This window comes from Ruegeria sp. BE1 (assembly GCF_056538885.1).
Genome location: NZ_JBQFTY010000003.1, coordinates 277,074 through 298,485, shown reverse-complemented (window position 1 = coordinate 298,485; position 21,412 = coordinate 277,074). Strand labels below are relative to the sequence as shown.

The window sequence follows — 21,412 nt, the reverse complement described above, 5'->3', positions numbered from 1 at the left end:
ATTAAGGCCCGGATGGCAAAGCAACTTGGATATCACCAGATCCGCGAGATATTTACGCGTTTTCACGAGGCCGACCCCGAACCCAAGGGCGAGTTGGATCATGTGAACGTCTATACTCTGGTCGTTGCCGTAGCGCTTTCGGCGCAGGCGACCGATGCGGGTGTGAACAAGGCCACCAAAGAGCTGTTCAAGATCGCCGACACGCCGCAAAAGATGCTGGATCTGGGCGAAGAGGGCCTGACCGAACATATCAAGACCATCGGGCTGTTCCGCCAGAAGGCCAAGAACGTGATCAAGCTCAGCCGTATTCTGGTCGAAGACTATGGTGGCGAGGTGCCCAATTCCCGCGCCGCGCTGCAATCGCTGCCGGGTGTCGGGCGCAAGACGGCCAATGTGGTGCTGAACATGTGGTGGCGCTATCCGGCGCAGGCGGTGGACACGCATATCTTTCGCGTCGGCAACCGCACCGGCATCTGCCCCGGCAAAAACGTGGATGCGGTGGAACGCGCCATCGAAGACAATATCCCAACCGATTTCCAGCTGCATGCGCATCACTGGTTGATCCTGCATGGCCGCTATCATTGCAAAGCGCGCAAGCCGCAATGCCCCACCTGTATCATCCGCGATCTCTGCGAATTTGAGGACAAAACCCTATGAAAACCTACCAGCTTGTTGGCATCGGCAACGCCGTTGTGGACGTGATCTCTCAGGCCGATGACAGTTTCCTGGAACTGATGGGCATCGAAAAAGGGATCATGCAGCTGATCGAACAGGAACGCGGTGAGGTTCTTTATGCCTCGATGGAGGGTCGGGTGCAGACGCCGGGCGGGTCCGTCGCCAACACCATAGCAGGCGCGGGGGCGCTGGGTCTGGATGCGGCCTTTATCGGGCGCGTCCATGATGACGCTCTGGGTCGGTTTTATGCCGATGCGATGAACGAGGATGGCGTGGATTTCGTCAACCCGCCGGTGCCGGGCGGTGAGCTGCCGACCTCGCGCTCGATGATCTTTGTCTCGCCGGATGGGGAACGGTCAATGAACACCTATCTGGGGATTTCGTCCGAGCTGTCTTCGTCGGATGTGTCGTCCGAGGTTGCCGGTAACAGCCAGATCATGTTCCTCGAAGGGTATCTGTTCGACAAGGAAAAGGGCAAAGCCGCGTTTCTTGAGGCTGCGCGCACCTGCCACGCTGGCGGAGGCAAAGCGGGGATCGCCATTTCCGATCCGTTCTGCGTGGAACGGCACCGGGTCGATTTCCTGCTGCTAATCGAGAATGAGCTGGACTTCGTGATCGGCAACGAGGCCGAGATCAAATCGCTGTTCGAAACCGACAATCTGGAAGAGGCGCTGGCACAGACAGCTGAGATTTGCGCGCTGGTCGTGTGCACCCGTTCGGGGGACGGTGTCACCGTCCTGCATGACGGCCAACGCTTTGACATCCCGGTCGAGAAAGTGGTTCCTGTGGACGCCACCGGCGCGGGCGATCAGTTTGCTGCGGGCTTCCTGTTTGGCATGGCCACGGGCCGCGATTACGAGACCTGCGCAAAGATCGGCAATGTCTGCGCCCGCGAAGTGATCAGCCATATCGGCCCGCGCCCCGAGGCCAATATGCAAGAACTGCTGCGCGCCGAGGGGTTGCTGTAAAGCGCCAAGCCGAGCCCTAAGATCCCGCTGCCGCATCGTTCAAAGCCCAATCATATTGATAGGCTTTGACGCGCGGGACATCCTGCAGCCGTGCTTGCAGGTCAGGATCAGCGGCGGTTTGCAGATAGGCCAGAACCGCCGCCTCGTTCGGTCCGAAATCCTCGCGGAACCAGATGTAGATTTTCGACAGGATCAGCCCGCCGCGCGCGTCAAACCGCACCCCGCGCGGGTCGTTGACATAGGCGTGCTCGGCGGCGGCAAAGTCCCGCTCCAGCGTCTCGGCCTGCCACGCGCGGTCCATCAGGTTGGGGCACCCCACGGCAGCGCAGTTCAGCGCATAGTGGATGCGGGGCTCGTTAAAAACAGGCCGGATGATGCGGTGCTCGATGTCGTTCAGGGTCAGGGTTTCGCCATCCACCTGCACCAGCGGGCGGTTCCACGGACCGATTGACAATGGCCCGTCCTTGATGTCGCGGATCGAGGCAACGGGGTAGTTTTCCAGCACAACATCCACGGTCACCGCATTATAGAGGTTGATCCAATATGCCAGTTGCTGATCGCGGGTCAGCCCCGCCGGATCAACCGCCTGCAACTGCGCCAGATACCCGTCCAGCCGCGCCTTGTCGGCCTGCGTCACTTGCCCATAGGCCACCCGGTTCACCCCCGCCGCATCGGGCGCGACATAGCGGGACAGAAAGGCGGTCCAGTCGCCATGGTCCACCCGCTCACCCGGAGGTGGGGCGGCCTGGGTCAGCGCCGTGTCCGACAGGGGCACAGGTTTGGGCAAGGCCAGACGTTCCACACTGGCGCAGGCCGCCAGCAAAGGCAGCAAAATCAGGATCAGCAGCTTTTTCATGACGCATCCTTTTGGTTTTCGCGCAGCGCACGCATCTGGCCTTTCAACCGTTTCAGCGGGGCCAAAGCGGGATCATTCAGGTCCGGTAAGCTGGACTGCGCGGACAGGCGCGGCACGGCCGCATTCCACCAGCTTGAACCCGTGGGGCCATCAACACGGTCCGGGCTGGCCAGATGAAAATCACGCTGGGCGTTGTGCACGCACATCGACAAAGGGCCGTTGGCCGTCGCCACCATGAACACGCATGAGGCACAGCGATCTTCGTCCAGATCATCGGCGGCCATAAAGTTGTGGATGAACACCGCCTGCCGCCGCACCGGACCGCGCAGCAAACCGGAACCCAGCCGCGCTACGCTGAGTCCCAAATGCCCAAGTGCGAGCAGCGCAAGCAACGGGTGGCGGCGGATCAGGCGCCAGGTTTTGGGGCGAATGCGGATATGGGCGTCCTGGTTGTCATCCACGCCGTCCAGCGCGGCAATCACTCGATGCACCAGCTTTTGGTTCGACAACAGCGACACCGCGCGGCCACCGGCGCGGACAACGCTGGCATAGCGGTTGCATTTGGAATGCCCGACAGTGGCGGTTCCGAAATGCAGCGGGGCTTCGTACCCCTCTTCGATTGCCCGCGCCACACTGTCTTGTGTGATCGCATCGGGCCGCGCGCGCAAAACCCCGCGCCCGGTATCCGCCTGCATCTGGAACGAGACAAACGCGACCTCGGGCCGGTCACGCAGAAACCGCGCCAATTGCGGCAGCTCATCGAAATTGCCGCCATACACCGTGGTGTTGAACAGAATGCGCAGCCCCAGCCCACGCGCCCGGCGGATATAGGCGCGACGCACAGTGTTCAGCTCAACCTCGCTTGTGAACCCTTTGCGCTCCTGCGTCATGTCGACGTGAAAGGCCACGTCATCCAGCCCGGCCGCCGCCAGACGCGTCAGAAACGCCCGACTGGCACGAATACCATTGGTCATCAGGCAAGACCGCATCCCCAGACGGCGGATTTCCCGGCAGAGCGCCTCAAGATCCGCAACCTTGCGCAGCGTCGGATCGCCCCCCGTCAGCTGCACCGAAACCCCGGTCCCATAATGACTGCGGATCGTGGCCAGCCGTGCAAACAGGACCGAGAGCGGCGGATCATACGTCATCTCGGCCCGATCCGAGAGGTAACACAGCGTGCAATCCAGATTGCACCGCTGCGTGACTTCCAATGCCACACAAGCAACCGGATAGAACCGTCCCGCGGTTTGCCCGGCGCGGTATTCACCACAGCTTTGCAAACCCTCTCGCAAGGGTGCGCGCTGGTCAGTGCCTTCGAATCTGCGCCCGGCTGGGAAAATGGCGGGATGGGTATGTTGGGTGTCTCTCATGCCCACCAAGCTAGAGGTCCGCCGGAAACCGAACTACGCCCCCTCACGGCAAGTTGTGGCCGGGTGATCGCAGCGCAGAACTGTCGGCGTCAGAGTGGTTCCGGGCCCTCAGCGCAGATGCGCCTCAAACGCCGCGACCACCTGTTCATAGACCTCGCGTTTGAAGGGGACGATTTCTTCCACCAAGCGTGCGGGCTCCTGCCATTTCCAGCGGGTGAATTCCGGGTGGTCGGTGTCGATGTTGATCTGATCGTCCCGGCCGGTAAAGCGCAGCAGGAACCATTTCTGCTCTTGCCCGCGATAGCGGCCTTTCCAGATTTTCGGCACGATGTCATGCGGCAGATCATAGGGCAGCCAACCCGGCGTCTCGGCCATCACCTCGACCAGATCAGCGGTGACGCCGGTTTCTTCCCACAACTCGCGCAGGGCGGCATCGCGCGGGTCTTCGCCCTTGTCCACACCACCTTGGGGCATTTGCCAGGCATCCGCATGGCGATCATTGCGCTGGCCCACGAAAATCCTGCCCTCGGCATTCATTAGCATCAGCCCGACGCAGGGGCGATAGGGCAGTTTAGCGATTTCTTCGGGGGTCATGCGGGGCCTCAAGAATCTGATATGTCCTGTCTGTAACAAGCACATGCGCCACCGCAAAGGGGGTGACGTTAGGTTTCGCGTGACAATGTTTACGTGCACGTCAATCTATCGCCCAAGAAACGGGAGGGAGAGTTCACCATGACTGCGTACCCAAACATGCTGGCCCCGCTGGATCTGGGCTTTACCACGCTCAAAAACCGCGTCCTGATGGGGTCGATGCACACAGGGCTTGAGGAAACCGGCGACTGGAATCGCGTGGCCGAGTTCTATGCCGACCGCGCCCGTGGCGGCGTGGCGCTGATGGTGACGGGCGGGATTGGTCCGAACCTCGAAGGTTCGGTCCTGCCCGGCGCGTCGATGATGACCAATGACAAAGAGGTCGCGAACCATTCCATCGTCACCCAACGCGTGCATGAGGCGGGCGGCAAGATCGCGATGCAGATCCTGCATGCGGGCCGCTATGCCTATGGGCCGAAATGCGTGGCCCCCAGCCCGGTGAAATCGCCGATCTCTCCGTTCCCGCCGCATGAGCTGGACGAAGAAGGTATCGAGAAACAGATCGCCGATATCGTGAACGCGGCCGTTCTGGCCCAAAAGGCCGGATATGACGGGGTCGAGATCATGGGGTCCGAGGGGTACTTCCTGAACCAGTTCCTTGTGACCCACACCAACAAGCGCACCGACCGTTGGGGCGGGTCATATGAGAACCGCATGCGCCTGCCCATCGAAGTCGTGCGCCGCACCCGTGAGGCCGTAGGCACCGATTTCATCATCATCTATCGCCTGTCGATGATCGATCTGGTCCCCAATGGTTCGACCCACGAAGAAGTGGTGCAGCTGGCGCAAGAGGTCGAAAAGGCCGGGGCCACGATCATCAATACCGGGATCGGCTGGCACGAGGCGCGCATACCGACGATTGCCACCTCTGTACCCCGCGCAGCCTTTGCCTGGGTGACGAAAAAGCTGATGGGCAAGGTGGGCATTCCGATCATCACCTCGAACCGGATCAACACGCCCGAGGTTGCCGAAGAGGTTCTGTCCACCGGCTGTGCCGACATGGTGTCGCTGGCGCGGCCCATGTTGGCGGATGCGGATTTCGTGAACAAGGCCATTGCTGGTCAGTCTGCGCAGATCGCCCCCTGTATCGCCTGCAATCAGGCGTGCCTGGACCACACGTTCAGCGGCAAGCTGACCTCGTGCCTTGTGAACCCGCGCGCCTGCCATGAGACCGAGTTGGAGATTGGCACAGCAGACACCCGCAAGACCGTCGCCATTGTCGGCGCGGGTCCGGCGGGTCTGTCGACCGCCATGACCGCCGCCCAGCGTGGCCATGACGTGACCCTGTTCGACCGGGCCGGCGAAATCGGTGGTCAGCTGAACATGGCCAAACAAGTGCCGGGCAAAGAAGAGTTCTGGGGTCTTGTTGATTGGTATCGCACCATGATGGACGATCTGGGCGTGAAGGTGGAACTGAACCGCGAGGTCAGCGCCGATGACCTGACCGGCTTTGACGAGGTTGTCATCGCCACGGGCGTCATCCCCCGCGATCCACAGATACCGGGGCAGGATCGCGACAATGTCCTCAGCTATATCGATGTGCTGCGCAACAAGACCGAGGTCGGCAAATCCGTCGCTGTCATCGGCGCAGGCGGCATCGGCTTTGACGTGTCCGAGTTTCTGCTGGAGGACGGGCACAGCGTCACCACCGACCTGCCCGCCTGGATGAAGGAATGGGGTGTAACCGATCCCGAACAGCACCGCGCCGGTCTGGCCCCCGAAGGCCCGCAACCCGCAGCCCCCGCCCGTCAGGTCACGCTGCTACAGCGCAAAGCACAACGGCACGGCAAGGGGCTGGGCAAGACCACCGGCTGGATTCACCGCGCGACGCTCAAGATGAAGGACGTCAATTTCGTGGGTGGCGTGAATTATGAACGCATCGATGATGACGGGCTGCATGTCAGCTTTGGCGAAGACCGCGCAGATCCAACCGTCATCGCGGCGGACACAATCGTGCTGTGTTCAGGGCAAGTGCCCGAGCGCAGCCTGGCTGACGCACTGATCGACCGCGGGATTACCCCCCATGTGATTGGCGGTGCTGACGTGGCCGCCGAACTTGACGCAAAACGCGCAATCAATCAGGGCACACGGCTGGCGGTAACGTTTTGATCACTCAGAAAGCGCCAGCTTGACGCCCAACGCGCCAAATGCTGTCGCGAAACACCGTTTGATCCAGGCCATCACGGATGGCCTGCGAATGACATAGTCCCGTGCAAGGGCCGCACAGGCACCGTATCCGACAAAGACCACAAAGGTCATCACCATGAAGGCAGCGGCCAGCTTGAGCAGCTCCAAACCGGCATTCGCCGTACCGGCCGGAAGAAACTGGGGCAGGAAGGCCAGAAAAAACAGCGACAGTTTGGGATTGAGAACATTGATCAATGTCCCCGTCACCGTGATCTTGAAGTACCCCGCCGAGGATTTCTCGGCGTTCAACTCCATAGCTCCGCCGTCTTTTAGGATACCCCACGCCATATAGAACAGGTAGAGGACACCAAGATACTTGATGACCTGAAAGGCCAGCGCGCTGGTATGCAGTAGAGCTGCAAGTCCGATGATACTGGCCAAAGCTGCCGGAACGATCCCCAACGTGCATCCGGCCGCTGCCGCAAGGCTGGCGCGAAACCCACGCCCCAGGCCAACAGCCAATGTGTAAATCACTCCGGTTCCCGGCAACAAAACCACGATCAGGGAAGTCAGAAAGAACTCCAACGACATATCGGCCTCCTGTTTTGACCGACAGAGTTTCCGACATTCAGTTTGTTGTAAACCGGTTTCCGCGCGCTCGGCGCCTACTCGACCCTAATTGTAATCACGTCGGACACGACCGGTGGATTGTGGGGCACATGTCCTGCATCGCCCAGCACCAGCTGCAGCGTGTGGGTGCCTGCAGGCAGGTCCAGCGTGACCTCAGTCTGACCACCGCCGAAATGGATGTGATTGTCATCCGCGGGCAGACCATACGCCAACTCATCCGCGCCGTCCTCGCCCTCACCGATCGGGGGGCGGTTGATCAGCAGGTGATGATGGCCGGTATTTTCAGCCTCGGTCCCGGCCGGGGCCACGCCCATACCGCTGAGGCCAAAGACCACCGTTACCGGAGACTGAACGACATCCCCATCGGCCAGATTGACGAAGTAAAGCTTGGCATCCGGGCTGGATGGGGTTGTTCCGGCGGCCAGCGCAACAGTTGCAGACAGGCACAGGGCAACAAGGGCGAATAGGGCTTTCATGATCTCCTCCGTGGTCACAAATTTGCCATTCTCATCCTAGCATATGCGGCCTGCAACGCCGAATAACCTTATGATGATGGGTCTGTGGCGGGGCTGGAAACCACTGTTTCCGCGTTTCCCATCTGCAAACGATCCGATTTAAATCCCTGATATTATCCCATGTCTGCCCTGTTTCCGCCCAGATTGAAGGCCAATGTCAGACAACGAAAAAACACCCGGGGACTGAGAATGGATCGACTGACCGAAATGGAAGCCTTTGCCAATGTGGTTGATCAGGGTGGATTCACTGATGCAGCCAAGAAGATGGGCATTTCCAAATCGGCTGTGTCAAAGCACGTATCAAGCCTTGAAGCCCGGTTGGGCGCCAGGCTTTTGAACCGAACGACACGCCGCGTTTCCCCGACCGAGATTGGTCTGGCCTATTATGACCGCGCGCGCCGCGTTTTGAATGACGCAGGCGAAGCTGATGCGTTGGTGACCTCGATGCAATCCGCCCCCTCGGGTTTGCTTCGGATCAGTGTTGCTACGGATTTCGGCGTGAATCACCTGTCGCCGGTTCTGTCGGACTTTCTGGCCGCCTACCCGGATATCACCGTGAACATGGTGCTGAACAACCGCTATGTTGAGCTGATTTCCGAAGGGTTCGACGTGGCTGTGCGCATTGGTGAGCTGGAAGACAGCACCCTGCGCGCCCGCAAGCTGACCGAAACCGTCAAACGCATGGTCGCGGCCCCCAGCTATATCGAGAAATTTGGTCGCCCGCAGAAGATCGACGATCTGAACGAACACAAGCTGCTGCACTATTCCAGCCAATCCTCCGGCAATGTGTGGCGGCTGACCGCGCCTTCGGGCGAAAAACGTCAGGTCCGCACCGCCGGATGGCTGAGCGTGAATGACGGGCAATCGCTGCTGAACGCGGCCATCTCGGGTCTGGGGATCGCCTATCTGCCCAGTTATCTCTATGCTGATGCGCTGAAAACCGGCGCAGTTCTGGATGCGATGCCGTCCCTGCCCGACGAGGTGCAAGGCATCTATGCCGTTTACCCGCCTGGACGTTTTACCCAACCCAAGGTCCGGGCCTTCATTGATTTTCTTGTCGAATCCTTCAACGAAAAGGGTCCGATGGACTGGTAATATCTCCCCCGGTGAACCTCGATGGCCCGCACATTTGTGCGGGTCTTTTTTTGTCCGGCAGCAGATGTTCAGTTGACCAGCAAAACCGCCTCGACCCGGCGGTTCAGATCGCGCCCCTCGGGCGTTGCGTTCGACGTCAGCGGCGCAAGATAGCCGATACCGCGCGCCTCGACCCGGTCGGATGTGACCCCATGCGATTCGATCAGGCGCGCGCGCACGGCCTGCGCACGGCCCGTGCTGACCGAGATATTGGCATCAAGCGCGCCGGTATCATCAGTATGCCCCACAAGCGCCAGACGGGTTCCGGGATTGTCAGCAAGGTATTTGGCGATCATCGCAAGCGAGGCAAACGGACCTTCACCCAGCGTGATCTCTCCGGTGCGGAAATGCAGATCATCCAGGATCACGTGGCCGTTCCGCGTCAGCCCGGTCAGCAAATCGCCCGAGGGTACGACGGATTCCTCGATCACCAGAGGCGGCGGTGTTTCTGTCTTGTCCGGTGTGACGCGGATCATCTGGATGTAGCCGCTGGGTTGGTTTCGGCTGACCAGCAGGCTGAGAACCTCATCCCCGCGCGTGGCCGAGAGGAACCTGAAATCCTGTATCGCCACATACATGTCAGGGGTCGGAACCACCTCAGTCCCAAAGCGGAAATCAAAGCCGCCGCAAGCGCGGGCCTCGCATTCAAACACCACTTCATAGCCCTGCGCGATGATCTGATCACGCAACGGTGCCAAAAGCTGCAAGGTTGTACTGGACCCCGATTGCAGGCGCCACGTGATCCGTTCAACCCGCCCTTCGACCTGTCGTGCAGGCAAGACACCATCCGCAAACGGGCCGGTGGGCAGGGCGTAGCTGTCCAGCGGGCTGACGCGATCACTCAGTTGGCGCGATCCTGCGGGCAGGGTCATTTCCTGCGCAAGGACAGGCGGGGTCAGAAGCAGAAGGATCAGAACGGCGAAACGGATCATCGGGCCTGCGTATGGTATTCGTCATTCGGGGCCATCGCCGTCGCGCTGGCCACCCGGTTGGACATGTTGAAGAAACCGGTGACATTGGCAATGTCCCAGATGTCGCGGTCGGTAAAGCCCACATCCCGCAGGCGCTGGCGATCAGGCTCTTCTATTTCGGCGCTGGCGGTGGTCACGCGGGCCGCGAAATCCAGCATCGCACGCTGACGCGGCTCAAGGCGGGCGGTTCGGTAGTTCATCACCAGCATTTCACCCAGCTTGGGATCACCGGACAATTGCCGCACAGCCGCACCATGAGCCACAAGGCAATAGAAACACTTGTTGATGGCGGACACGACCACCGCGATCATCTCTCGTTCCAGTTTGCTCAGACCGCTGTCACCCAGCATCAGGTCGTTATACATCGCAGTGAAGGCGTTCAGCTTGTCGATATCAAAGGCATAGGCCCGCAGGACATTCGGCACAAAACCCAGCTTTTCCACACAAATGTCGAAATACTTCTGCGTCTCGGGCGGCAGCGGATCGACCATCGGCAGGTCCAGCGCGGTCGGAGATGTCTGGGGCGTCACGTCTGCTTGTCCTCTTCTTTATAACGACGGTAATGGTATTCGCTCACAACCTCCATCCCAAGCGCCCGGTAAAGCCCGTTTGCCCCGGCGTTGGCCTTGGTGCAGATCACGCTCAGCACCTGTGCGCCGTTCGCTTGCGCCCAAAAGGCAGCCCCCCGCATGGCCCAACCGCCCAGGCCCTGACGGCGGTGATCGGGCAGAATCTCAAGCGCGTGCACCATCGCGACACGGTCGTGCATCGCGACAAATCCAGCGCCCGCCGGTTGATCCTTGTGGCGCAGCAACTGGCCGGTCTTGGGGGCCTGCGCGCGTGCCATTACATCGACCCGCGCCGGGCCGATACCGCCCTTGGTCCAGATTTCGCGCATGATGGCCAGTGCCGGCCAGGTGTTGAACACCGTCACACGGGGCACCGGTTGATCCGTCAAATTTTCCACCGGGCAGGCATATATGTTGACGGGATCAAGCACGGCATAGCCGCGCCTGTCCAACAGCGTATCCAGCGCCTCATCCCCCGGACGCAGGCAGAACAGCGGAGTTTGGCCCATCGCGCGCATCGCGGTTTCAGCCGCCTCTACCTCAGCCCCTTTGGCAGGGCCCAGCGCATTCGCGGCAGAGACGCGCGATCCACCGCCCTGCCCACGGCGCAGCTGAAACGGGCCCAGCCGTTCATACTGCGCGGCGGGCCATGTTCCGTCGACAATGTCGGGCCAATGAGCGCTCAAAGCTCAAGCTCTTTTGCCAGCCGGGTCACAGCCGCATCGATCCGCGCCCCGTCCGTGCCCCGCACCACCACGTTAGAGCCGAAAGCGCCGTTGATCTGGAACGGATAGCTGCCGATGGACAGGTCGGGAAAGTCCCCCGCCAGCACTGACAAGGGCCCGGCGATGTCGCCTTCGCCCCGATCCACGCGCAGGGTCTGTGACAGCATCGGACTGCCCCCGGTCAGACCGGGCAGAACGCTGGCCACCATGGCCTGAAAGACCGACGGAACCCCGGCCATCACATGTACATTGGCAATGGTGAACCCCGGCGCGGTGGAAACCGGGTTGTCGATCAGGGCCGCACCATCCGGGATACGCGCCATGCGCAGGCGGGCGGCGTTCAGCTCTTGCCCAGACTGATCGTAACGGGCCTGCAACAACGCGCGCGCATCCTCACGGATGTCAATCGGCGTGTCGAAGGCGCGGGCAATGCAATCGGCGGTGATGTCATCATGGGTCGGACCAATGCCGCCGCTGGTGAACACATGATCATAGAGGTCGGACAGAGCCTTGACCGCCCCTTCGATCGCAGGGGCCTCGTCGCTGACAACGCGCACCTCTTTCAGGTCGATGCCGTGTTTGGTCAGCTCTCCGGCCAGATAGTGCATATTGGCGTCACGGGTCCGGCCCGACAGGATCTCATCCCCGATCACCAGCATTGCAGCGGTTGGATTTGCCATGGCATGCGCCCCCTCTTGATCGACCGTCAGGGCAGGTATAGGCCCTGAGACATGCGATTTGAAACCCCCCTTGTCCCCGCCCACCTGATCCGCCGCTACAAACGCTTTCTGGCCGATTGCACCTTGGAGGACGGGCGCGAGGTCACGGCCCATTGCGCCAATCCCGGCTCGATGATGGGGTTGGCTGAGCCGGGTGAGAGAATCTGGCTGGAACCAAACGACGACCCGAAGAAAAAGCTGAAATACGGCTGGCGGTTGGTGGATCATGAGAACGGGCACTTCACCGGCGTCGATACCTTGGTCCCCAACAAAGCCCTGCGCGCCGCGCTACAGGCCCGCGAAATCCCGCAACTGGCCGCGTATGAAACCGTCCGGCCTGAGGTGAGATACGGCGAAAACAGCCGCATCGACTTTCTGCTGACCCAACCCGGCCTGCCCGACGCCTATGTCGAAGTCAAAAGCGTCACCCTTTCCCGCCAGCCCGGTCTGGCCGAATTCCCCGACAGCGTCACCGCACGCGGGACCAAGCATCTGGGCGCGCTGGCAGCGATGGCGGCGCAAGGGCACCGCGCCGTGATGCTGTATCTGGTGCAGCGCACCGATTGCGACCGTTTTACGCTGGCCGCCGATATTGACCCCACCTATGCGCGGGCCTTCCAAGCGGCCAAAGGGATCGAAAGGCTGATTGTCGGCACCCGGATTTCACCGCAAGGCGTGTGGGTGGATGCCAGGAAATCCTGGGCTGTGGACTAGGCTGGCACCCTATTTGGAAATACTGAAATCCCCCAGGTAGACTTGGGGTTTGGGGCTGTATCCGCGATAGGTCCCATCCCCCAACTGCCCCACCACGGCACATTGCGGACGCCCCGCGCGAAAATCCTCCCATTGGCTGCAGATCCTGTCACCTTCCAGCCACCAGACCCCGCTGTCCTGCCCCAGCCGCGGAACAAGAACGTCAAAGGTGAAATCCGCGTTAAGCCGCGCCGTGCCTTTGACCCCGCTGCGCTGAAACGCGATGTGGCGATCTTCGGACAAAAGGGCCGCAAGATCGTCATGCGACAGCATCGTCACCTCGTCGCGGCAGCCCGCAACAAGCATAATCAATACCGCAGCAGCTCGTCGGATCATTCCGTACCTCTTGGTGCGCCCTTTTGAACGGGCAGAATGCAACCATCCTGCGCGGGATGACCACGCCCGAAACATGTGTTCAAGAGATTTTGAAAGCCTGCGCGCGCATGCGGCAACGGCGCCATTTCTAACGAATTTCCCTGATCCGGCGCAGTTTCGGCGGCTACATAGCCCCAAGGCAAACGGTCTGGCACGCACCATACGCCCCACAAGGCTTGCTTTGTGGCGGTTCGCGATTATTTGTCGGGCGTATATACGAAAAAAGACTGAACCGGACGTTCATTGCCGATGCGACCGGACGCCCTCTGGAACTTTCTGCACAAGCAGCGTAAAAGGAGCGCTGCGCGAAACATTTGGAGCCCCGCACCGATGAAAGACCATCGTGGCCGCCTGACAAAGGACGGCATCCGCATCTACGAAAAGAGTGACTTTGCCGGCATGCATGCGGCAGGGGCCCTTGCTGCGCAGATTCTGGATGAGATGGCACAGCACGTCTTTCCGGGCCAGTCCACTGGTGCAATCGACGGCATCATCACCCAGATGGTCGAAGACGCAGGCGCAACCTCGGCCACCATCGGATACAAGGGCTATCAGCACGCCAGCTGCATCAGCGTCAATCACGTGGTCTGCCACGGTATCCCCGGCGACAAGCGGCTGAAAGAGGGCGACATCCTGAATATCGACGTCACGGTCATTGTGGATGGCTGGTTCGGCGACACCTCGCGCATGTATGTGGCAGGCAAGCTGCCCCGCAAGGCCGAGCGTCTGATCCAGGTGACCCATGACGCCCTGTTCAAAGGGATTGATATGGTCAAACCCGGAAACACCTTCGGTGACATCGGCCACGCCATTCAGGCATATGTCGAAGCACACCGCATGAGCGTTGTCCGCGATTTCTGTGGTCACGGTCTGGGCCGGGTATTCCACGCACCGCCAAACGTTCTGCACTATGGCCGCCCCGGAACGGGCGCTGTGCTGGAAGAAGGCATGTTCTTCACCATCGAACCGATGGTCAATCTGGGCCGCCCCGAGACCAAAACGCTGGCCGATGACTGGACCGCAGTGACCCGCGACAAGTCCCTGTCGGCGCAGTTCGAACACTCGGTCGGCGTCACCGCAGACGGGGTCGAGATTTTTACCCTGTCGCCCGGCGGCAAATACCACCCGACCTATTCATCCTGATCCGCCTCCTGATCCCGAAGCAGTTTCAGCAGCAATGTCTCATCCCGCCACGGGATAACCGCGTCGTGGATAAACACGGGTGCGCGCATCGGTTTAGATGGCGGCCCCGTCGCCGTGTCTTTTTCCTGAGAGATGCCCCAGAACGGGGGCGAAACTGCACGATCCATTTTTGCAGCTTAGCACAACCGGGGTGTTCCCTCAAAACACGATCAACAGGGCCGGCAGCGTCAGCCTAGGACGCGGCACATGTTCCTCTGTCCGTTTTCTGATGGGGCCCTTTAACTGCCAAATCGTAGTCCATGCTGTCCGTATCCACGACAAACGTAACGACGTCTTTTCCCTGAATTAACAGGAACGTCACATTGCCCAGACCCAGCAGGATCTGGGCCTCACCCTCTATTTCACCGGTTGCGATCTGTCCTTTCTGAGCCCCGCCAGACCGCGAGATCGTGATGGTGTCGCCGCCTGCGGCAGATGTGCAGTTCACAGTAAATTCATTGGTATCGAACTTTGCTTCGGCAAAGCTGGCTGACGCGGCCGCACAGGTGATGAGCAGAGCTAGGGGAGTTTTGGACAGCATTTGGGGGTCTCAGTGAAAGTTGCAAAAACCAGCACCCGCTAGAGGCAATTTTGGTCGAAATTGTGACGCATTGATGTGCAGAAACTGGCAGGTCAAAAAAGCGCTTCTCCAGCCCCTCGAAAGCCAAATAAGCTCATGATTTTAAAAAATATTATTGAGCGCGAAGCATCAGAGAAATATGCGTATCGCCATATTTTCGGGTGCTGAGCAGTTCGAACCCAGTGGGCGCTGCCATATGCGCGCTCTCTTCCCAAACCAGCAGCGCGTCCGGGGCGATCCAGCCGCCCTCCGCCGCTTTGGCGAGGGCTTTTTCACCCAGCGCCTTGCCATAGGGCGGGTCCAGAAAGATCAGATCATAGGGCGCGCCTGGGTTGTCGCCCAACCGCGTGGCGTCGCGGCGGATCAGGTCGGTGCGATCAGCACTGCGAGTCAGGTCGATATTCTTACGGATCAGCCCCTGCGCCACACGCCCATCATCGACAAAGCTTGCATGTGCGGCGCCACGCGACAGTGCCTCAAGCCCCAGCGCGCCGGTGCCGGCAAACAGGTCCAGCACACGCAGACCGTCAAAGTCGATCTGATGGCTAAGGACATTGAACAGGCTCTCGCGCACCCGGTCCGTGGTCGGGCGCAGATGTGCGCCCGCATCCCCTTTGCCGACCGAGGCCAAGGCGCGGCCCCGGAAGTCGCCCGCGATGATCCTCACGCCTTAAGCAACGGCTTTAGGTCCGCATCCGGGTCGGCCACAATGGCCGGGTCGGCGGTTTTTCCGGCGTCGATCAGGCGCTTGCCGACCATATAGGCGCGCGGATCGTTCATCGCATCCACCGCGATCAGCTGATCCCCTTTGTAATACCAGAAGGACACCGTCTGCCCCTCACCCTGCCGGGTCACAACGCGATCATAGCCGGTGTTCAGACCCGCGATCTGCAGTTTGACATCATACTGGTCCGACCAGAACCACGGCGTCGCCGTATAGCCCTTGGCCGCGCCCAGCATGTTCTGGGCCACGATCTCGGCCTGATCAATCGCATTCGGCACGCTTTCCAGACGAATACGGCCCTCGCCATGCGGGAAAGACGCGCAATCCCCCGCCGCCCAGATCGATGGATCGGACGTGCGGCCATGGGCATCCGTTTTGATGCCGTTTTCCAGTTCCAGCCCCGCCATCTCGGCCAGGTGGGTCGCAGGCACAATGCCCACACCTACAACAACGAAATCAACATCTATCTTCGATCCGTCGGTCAGAACGGCACCAACCACCTTACCGTTTTCGCCCACCAAACGCTCCAACCCGACGCCTTCGCGAATATCGGCACCGTATCCCGTGTGCAGGGCGCGGAAATAATCGCTCGTCTCAGGCGCGGCCACCCGTTGCAGGATACGATCCGCCATCTCGACCAGCGTCACCTGAACACCACGCTTTGCACAGACTGCCGCGGCCTCAAGCCCGATATAGCCACCGCCCACGATCAGGGCACGTGCACCTTCGGTCACGCGGGGCTCCATCTCGTCGATATGGGCCAGATCGCGCACCACGTGGACCCCCTGCAGGTCGCCACCAATCGCAGCGGGCAGGTAGCGCGGGTCGGACCCGGTGGTCAGGGCCAGTTCGTCATAGGGGATGACCTCATCCCCCACCGTTACCGTTTTGGCCTGCGCGTCAATCGCCGTGACGCGCTGACCCAGACGCAAAGTGATGTTGTTCTCGGTATAAAAACTCTCGGGCCGCAGGAACAGGCGTTCCAGCTCCATCTCGCCCAGCAGATAGGCTTTGGACAAGGGCGGGCGCTGATAAGGCAAATGCGGTTCGGCCCCGATCAGGGTGATATCCCCGTCAAACCCACCTTTGCGCAGCCGCGCCACCAGCGATGCGCCGGCCTGCCCGGCGCCGATCACGACAATATGGCTCATCTGTCCCTCACCCTGTCGAATTCCCGTGGTCTCCTCCACGCGACCACCTATATTGCGGCTGAGCCCGACTCTGCAAATCCAAACGACAGGAGCTTAAAAATGATTTCAACAGGTGACATGCTGCCCGACGCCACGCTGACCCAAATGGGTGCGGACGGCCCCGAAGAGGTGCGGATTTCAGACAAGACCAAAGGGCGCAAAGTGGTGATTTTTGCCGTGCCCGGCGCGTTCACCCCGACCTGCCATTCGGCCCATGTGCCCAGTTTTATGCGCACCAAGGACCAGTTCGACGCCAAAGGCGTGGATGAGATCATCTGCCTGTCGGTCAACGACCCCTTCGTGATGAAAGCCTGGGGCGAGGCAACCGGCGCCACCGAGGCTGGTCTGACAATGCTGGCCGATGCCGCATCCGAATTCACCAAAGCCATCGGCATGGAGTTCGACGCGCCCCCCGCCGGGCTGATCGCGCGGTCCAAACGCTATGCCATGCTGGTTGAGGACGGCAAAGTAGCCGCCCTGAACCTGGAAGAAAGCCCCGGAGCCTGCGAGATTTCCGCAGGTGAGGGCCTGCTGGACGCGATCTGATACGGTTTGGCCCCGGTGCCATCCATGCCGGGGCCTTATCCGCTATTTAACTTGATGCAATGCCCTGATCAGCCAATAGTTGTGGCATATGATCAGGGAGATTTTTGATGAAACTGAAAGTATTCACGCTTTTGCTTGGCACTGCCGGGGCATTGGCGGCCTGCGGTCCGGCCCCGACACCGCAACAACAGGCCGCACGTCAGCATGAAATCGCCTGTCTCAGCGGCACCTTGGGCGGTGCTCTGATCGGCGGGGCCATCGGCAATCAATTCGGCGGCGGGTCCGGCAAAACCATTCTGACCGCAGCAGGCGCTGCTGCCGGTGGGTTTGAAGGCAACAGATACGCATGCTGAGGAGAGCCGAGATGACACGTGGATTTATTTTCGCCGCAACCGTCGCCCTGGCCAGCCCGGCCATTTCCGAAACCGTAAGCGAGCTGCACGAGAAAGAGCTGCAATCCGTCGACACCAACAATGACGGGTTCCTGTCGCGCGATGAGTTTAACGCCTTTTCCGACTATGCCTTTCAGGAAATGGACGAGGACAAGAATGGCACGCTGGGTCTGGACGAGGCCAAGCCGTTTCTGGACATCAAGCAGTTTCAAAAAGTTGACCGCGACAAGGATGACTTTATCTCAAGGGCGGAATACGACGCTCAGATGAACGATGATTTCCAGTCCGCCGATCAGGATCAGAACGGCCTGCTGGATTGAACCGGCGTGCCCCGTGACCTGCGGGGCAGGCCCAATCAGGTGGAGGCGGACTATGAACAAGTGGATTTTTCTTGGCGCTATGGGACTGCTGGCCGCTTGCGATGTGCCGCAGGCCCCGGTTGTGACCGGGCCGGATGGACAGCCGCGCATTCAGATCAACACCTCCGGCCTGACCTGCTACAACAACAAATGCCTCGATATTAACCCCTTTGCGCGCAGCGTGCGCCAGATCGGCAATCGCACAACCGGCATTCCGGGCAATATCGACACAAGCGACGGAACTGTGACGCCAGTTGAGTTCCGGCAGCTGGGAACAGTGGCAGCCCTGGCCGGTGGCGAAGGATCGCAAAGCGACCGGGGTTAAACCAGGCTGTCCATCTTGCGCGCCAGCTTGGCATCCAGCGACGACAACCCGCCCACATCATGGGTGGCCAGCGTGACCTCGACCGTGCGGTAGACGTTGGACCATTCTGGATGGTGGTTCCATTTTTCCGCAAAAATCGCCACCTGTGTCATCCAGCCAAAGGCATGCACGAAATCCTCAAAGATGAAGGTCTTGGTAATCGCATCCCGGCCTTCGACCATGGTCCAGCCGTTCTTGAATAGCGGGTCCAGAAGGGGGCCGCGGGTCTCGGTCGACAAAAGTTCGGTCATTGCTGTTCCTCCGGGTTCGATTTTCTGAACGGGCCGTAATCCGTCAGAATCTCAATCTCTTCTCCCACTGCGTGGGCCTCGGCGTCCAGATATTTTCTGATTGCATCGGCAAAGCCGGGATCACCAACCCAATGCAGGCTATGCGTGCGCGTGGGCAAATAGCCGCGCGCCAGCTTGTGCTCGCCTTGCGCGCCTGCCTCGACCCGCGCCAATCCGTGGGCGATCGCAAAATCAATCGCCCTATAGTAGCACAGTTCGAAATGCAGACAGGGGTGATGTTCGACACAGCCCCAATAGCGGCCAAACAGCGTTTCCCGCCCAATGAAGTTCAGCGCGCCGGCGATGGGATAACCATTGCGTTCCGCCAGAACCAAAACCATGTCATCGGCCATGGTGTCCTGCGCAAGATCAAAGAACTGGCGCGTCAGATAGGGCGATCCCCACTTGCGCATGCCGGTATCCTGATAAAACCGCCAGAACGCGTCCCAGTGTTCGGGGCGCAGATCCTGGCCCGTATAGGCCGTGATCTCACCGCCAAAGCCGCTGGCCTGCGCGCGTTCTTTTCGGATATTCTTGCGCTTGCGCGACGACAGCGCCTGCAAAAACCCGTCGAAATCGGCGTAGCCGTCATTCAGCCAGTGAAACTGCTGCGAATGGCGCGCCATCAGGCCCATTTCTTCGCCCGCGATGGCCTCATCTTCGGTGCAGAACGTGGCATGCAGCGATGAGACACGGTTGTCGGCGGCCAGTTGCACGGCCCCCTGCACCAGCGCTGACATGCCCATCGCCTCATACCCCGGTCGCACCAGAAAACGGCGCCCGGTGGCAGGGGTAAAGGGCACCGCGATCTGCAATTTGGGATAGTACCGCCCGCCCGCATTTTCATAGGCATGGGCCCAACTGTGGTCGAAAATATATTCGCCCTGACTGTGCGACTTGGCGTACATCGGGGCCGCCGCAATCAGCATCCCGTCCATATAGGCCGTCAGGTATTGCGGTTGCCAACCGGTGCCGCGCCCGACTGAGCCACTGTTTTCCAGCGCCAGCAAAAACCGATGCGTGGTGAACGGGTCCAGTGGACGATCACCATCAGCGGTCTCGGGGCAGGCGCAACTGTCCCACTCGGCCGCAGAGATTTGCGAGAGCGATCCCAGAACCTGAACTTCGATTTGCGCCTGATCCATATGCCCTCCGCGTCTGATCTTTATCTGTGACGGCAGGGGACAGGTTCAACCCGTTTGCGGGGCCAAATACCCTTCGAAGGTCACATTATCAGCAACCTGACGGGCCTGCGCCTCTTGTTCAGGCGAGCGAATGGTCCAGCATAGAATCGGCACGCCTTGCGCCTTCAATTCGGCCACGCGGGGGCGCGACAGGTCGGCGGCCTCATGGCTGATAAAGCTGGCCCCGACCCGATCGAAATCGGGAATGTTACGCAGATGATCGCAGACATCTTGCGGCAACAGCTCAACCTTGGGCTGGTAGGAACAGGTCACAATGCCGCGCGGCAGATGCGGGGCAAGCCGCGCCAGTTCCGCAACAGAGTTTGGGTTGAACGACATCAGCGCCACAGGGCCGTCGTAGCCCTGCAAGGCACGTACTGCATCGGCCTCAAGCGCGCCGACATTAGTGCCCATGGCACCGTCCTGATCCTTGAACTCGATCAGCAGAGGCACCTGCCCGGCCACCATGTCCAACACCTCATCCAGCGTCGGGATGCCGTCTTCGGCGTGCAGCAACTGCGTGGCATGCGCCTGTTCGGCGGTGATCTGCTGGATCGGGCCCGGCTGCCCGGTCAGGCGGGTCATGTCGTAGTCATGAAACACCATCGCCCGGTTGTCGGACGTGCGCTGCAGGTCAATCTCGATCCCATACCCGGCGTGAATGGCAGCGCGAATGGCCGCCCGGCTGTTTTCCGGGCGGTTATCGGCAAGATCGTGCAGCGCCCGATGCGCAATCGGGACCTGCAGGAACGCAGAAGGCAGGGGGGGTGTCATGCGACCTCGAAGATCCCTTCGATTTCAACAGCCACGCCCAGCGGCAGCGACGCGGCGCTGACGGCGGAACGGGAATGGCGGCCAGCCTCGCCCAGCGCTTCGACCAGAAAATCCGAGGCCCCGTTGATCACCTGCGGCTGCGCAGTGAAGTCAGCGGTCGAGTTCACAAAGCCGGTCAGCTTGATTACGCGCACCAGCTTTTCAATATCGCCACCACAGGCCGCCTTGACCTGAGCCAGCAGGTTGATCGCGCACACTTTGGCCGCGGCAGCGCCCGCTTCGACATCCATGTCATCGCCCAGCTTGCCGGTGATCAGGTCATCGGCCTTGGAAATCTGGCCCGACACATAGACAGTGTTACCGACGCGGACAAAAGGCACGTAATTCGCCGCCGGCGCGGGCGCATCGGGCAATGCTACGCCCAAGCTTTCCAGTTTTGCTGCGATGCTCATGAGGGGTCCTCCAAATCTTGAGTCGCGGCGAAGCTAACCGGGAAGTTCGGGATCGAAAAGCCGGAAAAGGGCGCAGACCTGCCCAGGGTGTGGGCATAACTCCACTTGTTCCGATCAGCTCACCCACTGTCACTTTACCTTGACCTGCCCGGCGGGTTAAACGCTATCTGTTTCATATTGAATGTGACGCGCCTATGTGACAACGGATTGGGTCACACTACGTGACCGAAGACAGTATTGATTGAAAGTTCGGGCAATCCCCAGTCCCGAGCGGTTTGGAGTGACAAAAACCGTGTTGAGCAAACCCAAGCTAAAACACCTGATCGTCCTGTCCCTG

At 60.4% G+C, this 21,412-nt stretch carries 28 protein-coding genes; 10 read left to right on the top strand and 18 right to left on the bottom strand.

The annotated features are described in order from the left end of the window. Window positions 1-12 precede the first annotated feature (12 nt). Both nth and ACR0J5_RS11610 read left to right on the top strand, forming a co-directional pair. The gene (gene nth, locus ACR0J5_RS11615; RefSeq protein WP_480653469.1) at window positions 13-657 is read left to right on the top strand and encodes an endonuclease III; all 645 of its coding nucleotides are present in this window, start codon (window positions 13-15) and stop codon (window positions 655-657) included. Beyond that, complete coding sequence (locus ACR0J5_RS11610) at window positions 654-1,643, top strand: adenosine kinase (protein ID WP_480653467.1); 990 nt, start codon at window positions 654-656, stop codon at window positions 1,641-1,643. Before nth ends, ACR0J5_RS11610 begins: the two co-directional genes overlap by 4 nt. A 16-nt stretch (window positions 1,644-1,659) precedes the next feature. Here ACR0J5_RS11610 and ACR0J5_RS11605 read toward each other — a convergent pair whose 3' ends face one another. From ACR0J5_RS11605 to ACR0J5_RS11595, 3 genes are all read right to left on the bottom strand, one after another. Continuing rightward, on the bottom strand, window positions 1,660-2,499 hold the full coding sequence (locus ACR0J5_RS11605; RefSeq protein WP_480653465.1) for a DUF547 domain-containing protein: 840 nt from the start codon (window positions 2,497-2,499) through the stop codon (window positions 1,660-1,662). Next, window positions 2,496-3,869, bottom strand: coding sequence for a radical SAM protein (locus ACR0J5_RS11600; protein WP_480653463.1), 1,374 nt, complete (start codon window positions 3,867-3,869; stop codon window positions 2,496-2,498). The genes ACR0J5_RS11605 and ACR0J5_RS11600 overlap by 4 nt, the downstream gene beginning before the upstream one ends. A gap of 108 nt (window positions 3,870-3,977) precedes the next feature. Beyond that, the gene (locus ACR0J5_RS11595) at window positions 3,978-4,463 is read right to left on the bottom strand and encodes an RNA pyrophosphohydrolase (RefSeq protein ID WP_480653461.1); all 486 of its coding nucleotides are present in this window, start codon (window positions 4,461-4,463) and stop codon (window positions 3,978-3,980) included. 138 nt (window positions 4,464-4,601) lie between these two features. On the opposite strand from ACR0J5_RS11595, the gene ACR0J5_RS11590 reads away from it, so the two are divergent. Next, window positions 4,602-6,629 (top strand): FAD-dependent oxidoreductase, encoded by a 2,028-nt coding sequence (locus ACR0J5_RS11590; RefSeq protein WP_480653459.1) that lies wholly within the window; start codon window positions 4,602-4,604, stop codon window positions 6,627-6,629. On the opposite strand, the gene ACR0J5_RS11585 is transcribed toward ACR0J5_RS11590, so the two are convergent. Both ACR0J5_RS11585 and ACR0J5_RS11580 read right to left on the bottom strand, forming a co-directional pair. Continuing rightward, window positions 6,630-7,238 (bottom strand): LysE family translocator, encoded by a 609-nt coding sequence (locus ACR0J5_RS11585; protein WP_480653457.1) that lies wholly within the window; start codon window positions 7,236-7,238, stop codon window positions 6,630-6,632. A 74-nt stretch (window positions 7,239-7,312) separates the two neighbouring features. Beyond that, entirely contained in the window at window positions 7,313-7,753 is a 441-nt protein-coding gene (locus ACR0J5_RS11580; protein ID WP_480653455.1) for a DUF4399 domain-containing protein, read from the bottom strand. 228 nt (window positions 7,754-7,981) lie between these two features. Between ACR0J5_RS11580 and ACR0J5_RS11575 the strand changes: the two genes are divergently transcribed. Continuing rightward, window positions 7,982-8,887, top strand: a complete 906-nt coding sequence (locus tag ACR0J5_RS11575; protein WP_480653453.1) for a LysR family transcriptional regulator — start codon at window positions 7,982-7,984, stop codon at window positions 8,885-8,887. A 68-nt stretch (window positions 8,888-8,955) separates the two neighbouring features. Here the strand turns inward: ACR0J5_RS11575 and ACR0J5_RS11570 are convergent, their stop codons facing one another. The 4 genes from ACR0J5_RS11570 to ACR0J5_RS11555 are packed head-to-tail and all read right to left on the bottom strand — an operon-like array spanning window position 8,956 to window position 11,871. Next, window positions 8,956-9,858 carry an OmpA family protein gene (locus ACR0J5_RS11570; RefSeq protein WP_480653451.1) on the bottom strand — a complete coding sequence of 301 codons (903 nt, stop codon included), beginning with the start codon at window positions 9,856-9,858 and terminating at the stop codon, window positions 8,956-8,958. Beyond that, complete coding sequence (locus tag ACR0J5_RS11565) at window positions 9,855-10,427, bottom strand: peroxidase-related enzyme (protein ID WP_480653449.1); 573 nt, start codon at window positions 10,425-10,427, stop codon at window positions 9,855-9,857. The genes ACR0J5_RS11570 and ACR0J5_RS11565 overlap by 4 nt, the downstream gene beginning before the upstream one ends. Continuing rightward, on the bottom strand, window positions 10,424-11,152 hold the full coding sequence (locus tag ACR0J5_RS11560) for a GNAT family N-acetyltransferase (protein ID WP_480653447.1): 729 nt from the start codon (window positions 11,150-11,152) through the stop codon (window positions 10,424-10,426). Before ACR0J5_RS11560 ends, ACR0J5_RS11565 begins: the two co-directional genes overlap by 4 nt. Beyond that, entirely contained in the window at window positions 11,149-11,871 is a 723-nt protein-coding gene (locus tag ACR0J5_RS11555; protein WP_480653445.1) for a competence/damage-inducible protein A, read from the bottom strand. The genes ACR0J5_RS11560 and ACR0J5_RS11555 overlap by 4 nt, the downstream gene beginning before the upstream one ends. 51 nt (window positions 11,872-11,922) lie before the next feature. On the opposite strand from ACR0J5_RS11555, the gene sfsA reads away from it, so the two are divergent. Next, a complete protein-coding gene (gene sfsA, locus ACR0J5_RS11550; protein WP_480653443.1) occupies window positions 11,923-12,624 on the top strand; it encodes a DNA/RNA nuclease SfsA in 702 nt (233 codons plus the stop codon). Between the two features lie 9 nt (window positions 12,625-12,633). Here the strand turns inward: sfsA and ACR0J5_RS11545 are convergent, their stop codons facing one another. Next, complete coding sequence (locus tag ACR0J5_RS11545) at window positions 12,634-12,999, bottom strand: hypothetical protein (protein WP_480653441.1); 366 nt, start codon at window positions 12,997-12,999, stop codon at window positions 12,634-12,636. A gap of 369 nt (window positions 13,000-13,368) precedes the next feature. Here ACR0J5_RS11545 and map point away from each other — a divergent pair, with 369 nt between their 5' ends. Continuing rightward, window positions 13,369-14,181, top strand: coding sequence for a type I methionyl aminopeptidase (map, locus tag ACR0J5_RS11540; protein WP_480653439.1), 813 nt, complete (start codon window positions 13,369-13,371; stop codon window positions 14,179-14,181). On the opposite strand, the gene ACR0J5_RS11535 is transcribed toward map, so the two are convergent. The 4 genes from ACR0J5_RS11535 to ACR0J5_RS11520 form a co-directional block, all read right to left on the bottom strand. Then, window positions 14,169-14,348 carry a hypothetical protein gene (locus ACR0J5_RS11535; RefSeq protein WP_480653437.1) on the bottom strand — a complete coding sequence of 60 codons (180 nt, stop codon included), beginning with the start codon at window positions 14,346-14,348 and terminating at the stop codon, window positions 14,169-14,171. The genes map and ACR0J5_RS11535 overlap by 13 nt on opposite strands. 65 nt (window positions 14,349-14,413) lie before the next feature. Beyond that, the gene (locus ACR0J5_RS11530) at window positions 14,414-14,761 is read right to left on the bottom strand and encodes a hypothetical protein (RefSeq protein WP_480653436.1); all 348 of its coding nucleotides are present in this window, start codon (window positions 14,759-14,761) and stop codon (window positions 14,414-14,416) included. A gap of 151 nt (window positions 14,762-14,912) precedes the next feature. Then, window positions 14,913-15,467, bottom strand: a complete 555-nt coding sequence (gene rsmD, locus ACR0J5_RS11525) for a 16S rRNA (guanine(966)-N(2))-methyltransferase RsmD (RefSeq protein WP_480653434.1) — start codon at window positions 15,465-15,467, stop codon at window positions 14,913-14,915. Further along, on the bottom strand, window positions 15,464-16,675 hold the full coding sequence (locus tag ACR0J5_RS11520; RefSeq protein WP_480653432.1) for an NAD(P)/FAD-dependent oxidoreductase: 1,212 nt from the start codon (window positions 16,673-16,675) through the stop codon (window positions 15,464-15,466). Before ACR0J5_RS11520 ends, rsmD begins: the two co-directional genes overlap by 4 nt. Before the next feature lie 99 nt (window positions 16,676-16,774). Here ACR0J5_RS11520 and ACR0J5_RS11515 point away from each other — a divergent pair, with 99 nt between their 5' ends. The 4 genes from ACR0J5_RS11515 (at window position 16,775) to ACR0J5_RS11500 (ending at window position 18,336) form a co-directional block, all read left to right on the top strand. Then, window positions 16,775-17,260 carry a redoxin family protein gene (locus tag ACR0J5_RS11515; RefSeq protein ID WP_480653431.1) on the top strand — a complete coding sequence of 162 codons (486 nt, stop codon included), beginning with the start codon at window positions 16,775-16,777 and terminating at the stop codon, window positions 17,258-17,260. Window positions 17,261-17,367: 107 nt separating this feature from the next. Continuing rightward, a complete protein-coding gene (locus tag ACR0J5_RS11510; protein ID WP_480653429.1) occupies window positions 17,368-17,613 on the top strand; it encodes a glycine zipper 2TM domain-containing protein in 246 nt (81 codons plus the stop codon). A gap of 11 nt (window positions 17,614-17,624) precedes the next feature. Further along, window positions 17,625-17,972, top strand: coding sequence for an EF-hand domain-containing protein (locus ACR0J5_RS11505; RefSeq protein WP_480653427.1), 348 nt, complete (start codon window positions 17,625-17,627; stop codon window positions 17,970-17,972). A 52-nt stretch (window positions 17,973-18,024) separates the two neighbouring features. Continuing rightward, on the top strand, window positions 18,025-18,336 hold the full coding sequence (locus ACR0J5_RS11500) for a hypothetical protein (protein ID WP_480653425.1): 312 nt from the start codon (window positions 18,025-18,027) through the stop codon (window positions 18,334-18,336). Here ACR0J5_RS11500 and ACR0J5_RS11495 read toward each other — a convergent pair. Genes ACR0J5_RS11495 through ACR0J5_RS11480 form a run of 4 tightly spaced genes read right to left on the bottom strand, consistent with a single transcriptional unit; the run spans window position 18,333 to window position 21,075 of the window. After that, window positions 18,333-18,626 (bottom strand): 4a-hydroxytetrahydrobiopterin dehydratase, encoded by a 294-nt coding sequence (locus ACR0J5_RS11495; protein WP_480653423.1) that lies wholly within the window; start codon window positions 18,624-18,626, stop codon window positions 18,333-18,335. The genes ACR0J5_RS11500 and ACR0J5_RS11495 overlap by 4 nt on opposite strands. Next, on the bottom strand, window positions 18,623-19,810 hold the full coding sequence (locus ACR0J5_RS11490) for a GNAT family N-acetyltransferase (protein WP_480653421.1): 1,188 nt from the start codon (window positions 19,808-19,810) through the stop codon (window positions 18,623-18,625). Before ACR0J5_RS11490 ends, ACR0J5_RS11495 begins: the two co-directional genes overlap by 4 nt. 45 nt (window positions 19,811-19,855) lie before the next feature. Next, window positions 19,856-20,623 (bottom strand): glycerophosphodiester phosphodiesterase family protein, encoded by a 768-nt coding sequence (locus ACR0J5_RS11485; protein ID WP_480653419.1) that lies wholly within the window; start codon window positions 20,621-20,623, stop codon window positions 19,856-19,858. Then, complete coding sequence (locus ACR0J5_RS11480) at window positions 20,620-21,075, bottom strand: RidA family protein (RefSeq protein ID WP_480653418.1); 456 nt, start codon at window positions 21,073-21,075, stop codon at window positions 20,620-20,622. Before ACR0J5_RS11480 ends, ACR0J5_RS11485 begins: the two co-directional genes overlap by 4 nt. Between the last annotated feature and the right edge of the window lie 337 nt (window positions 21,076-21,412).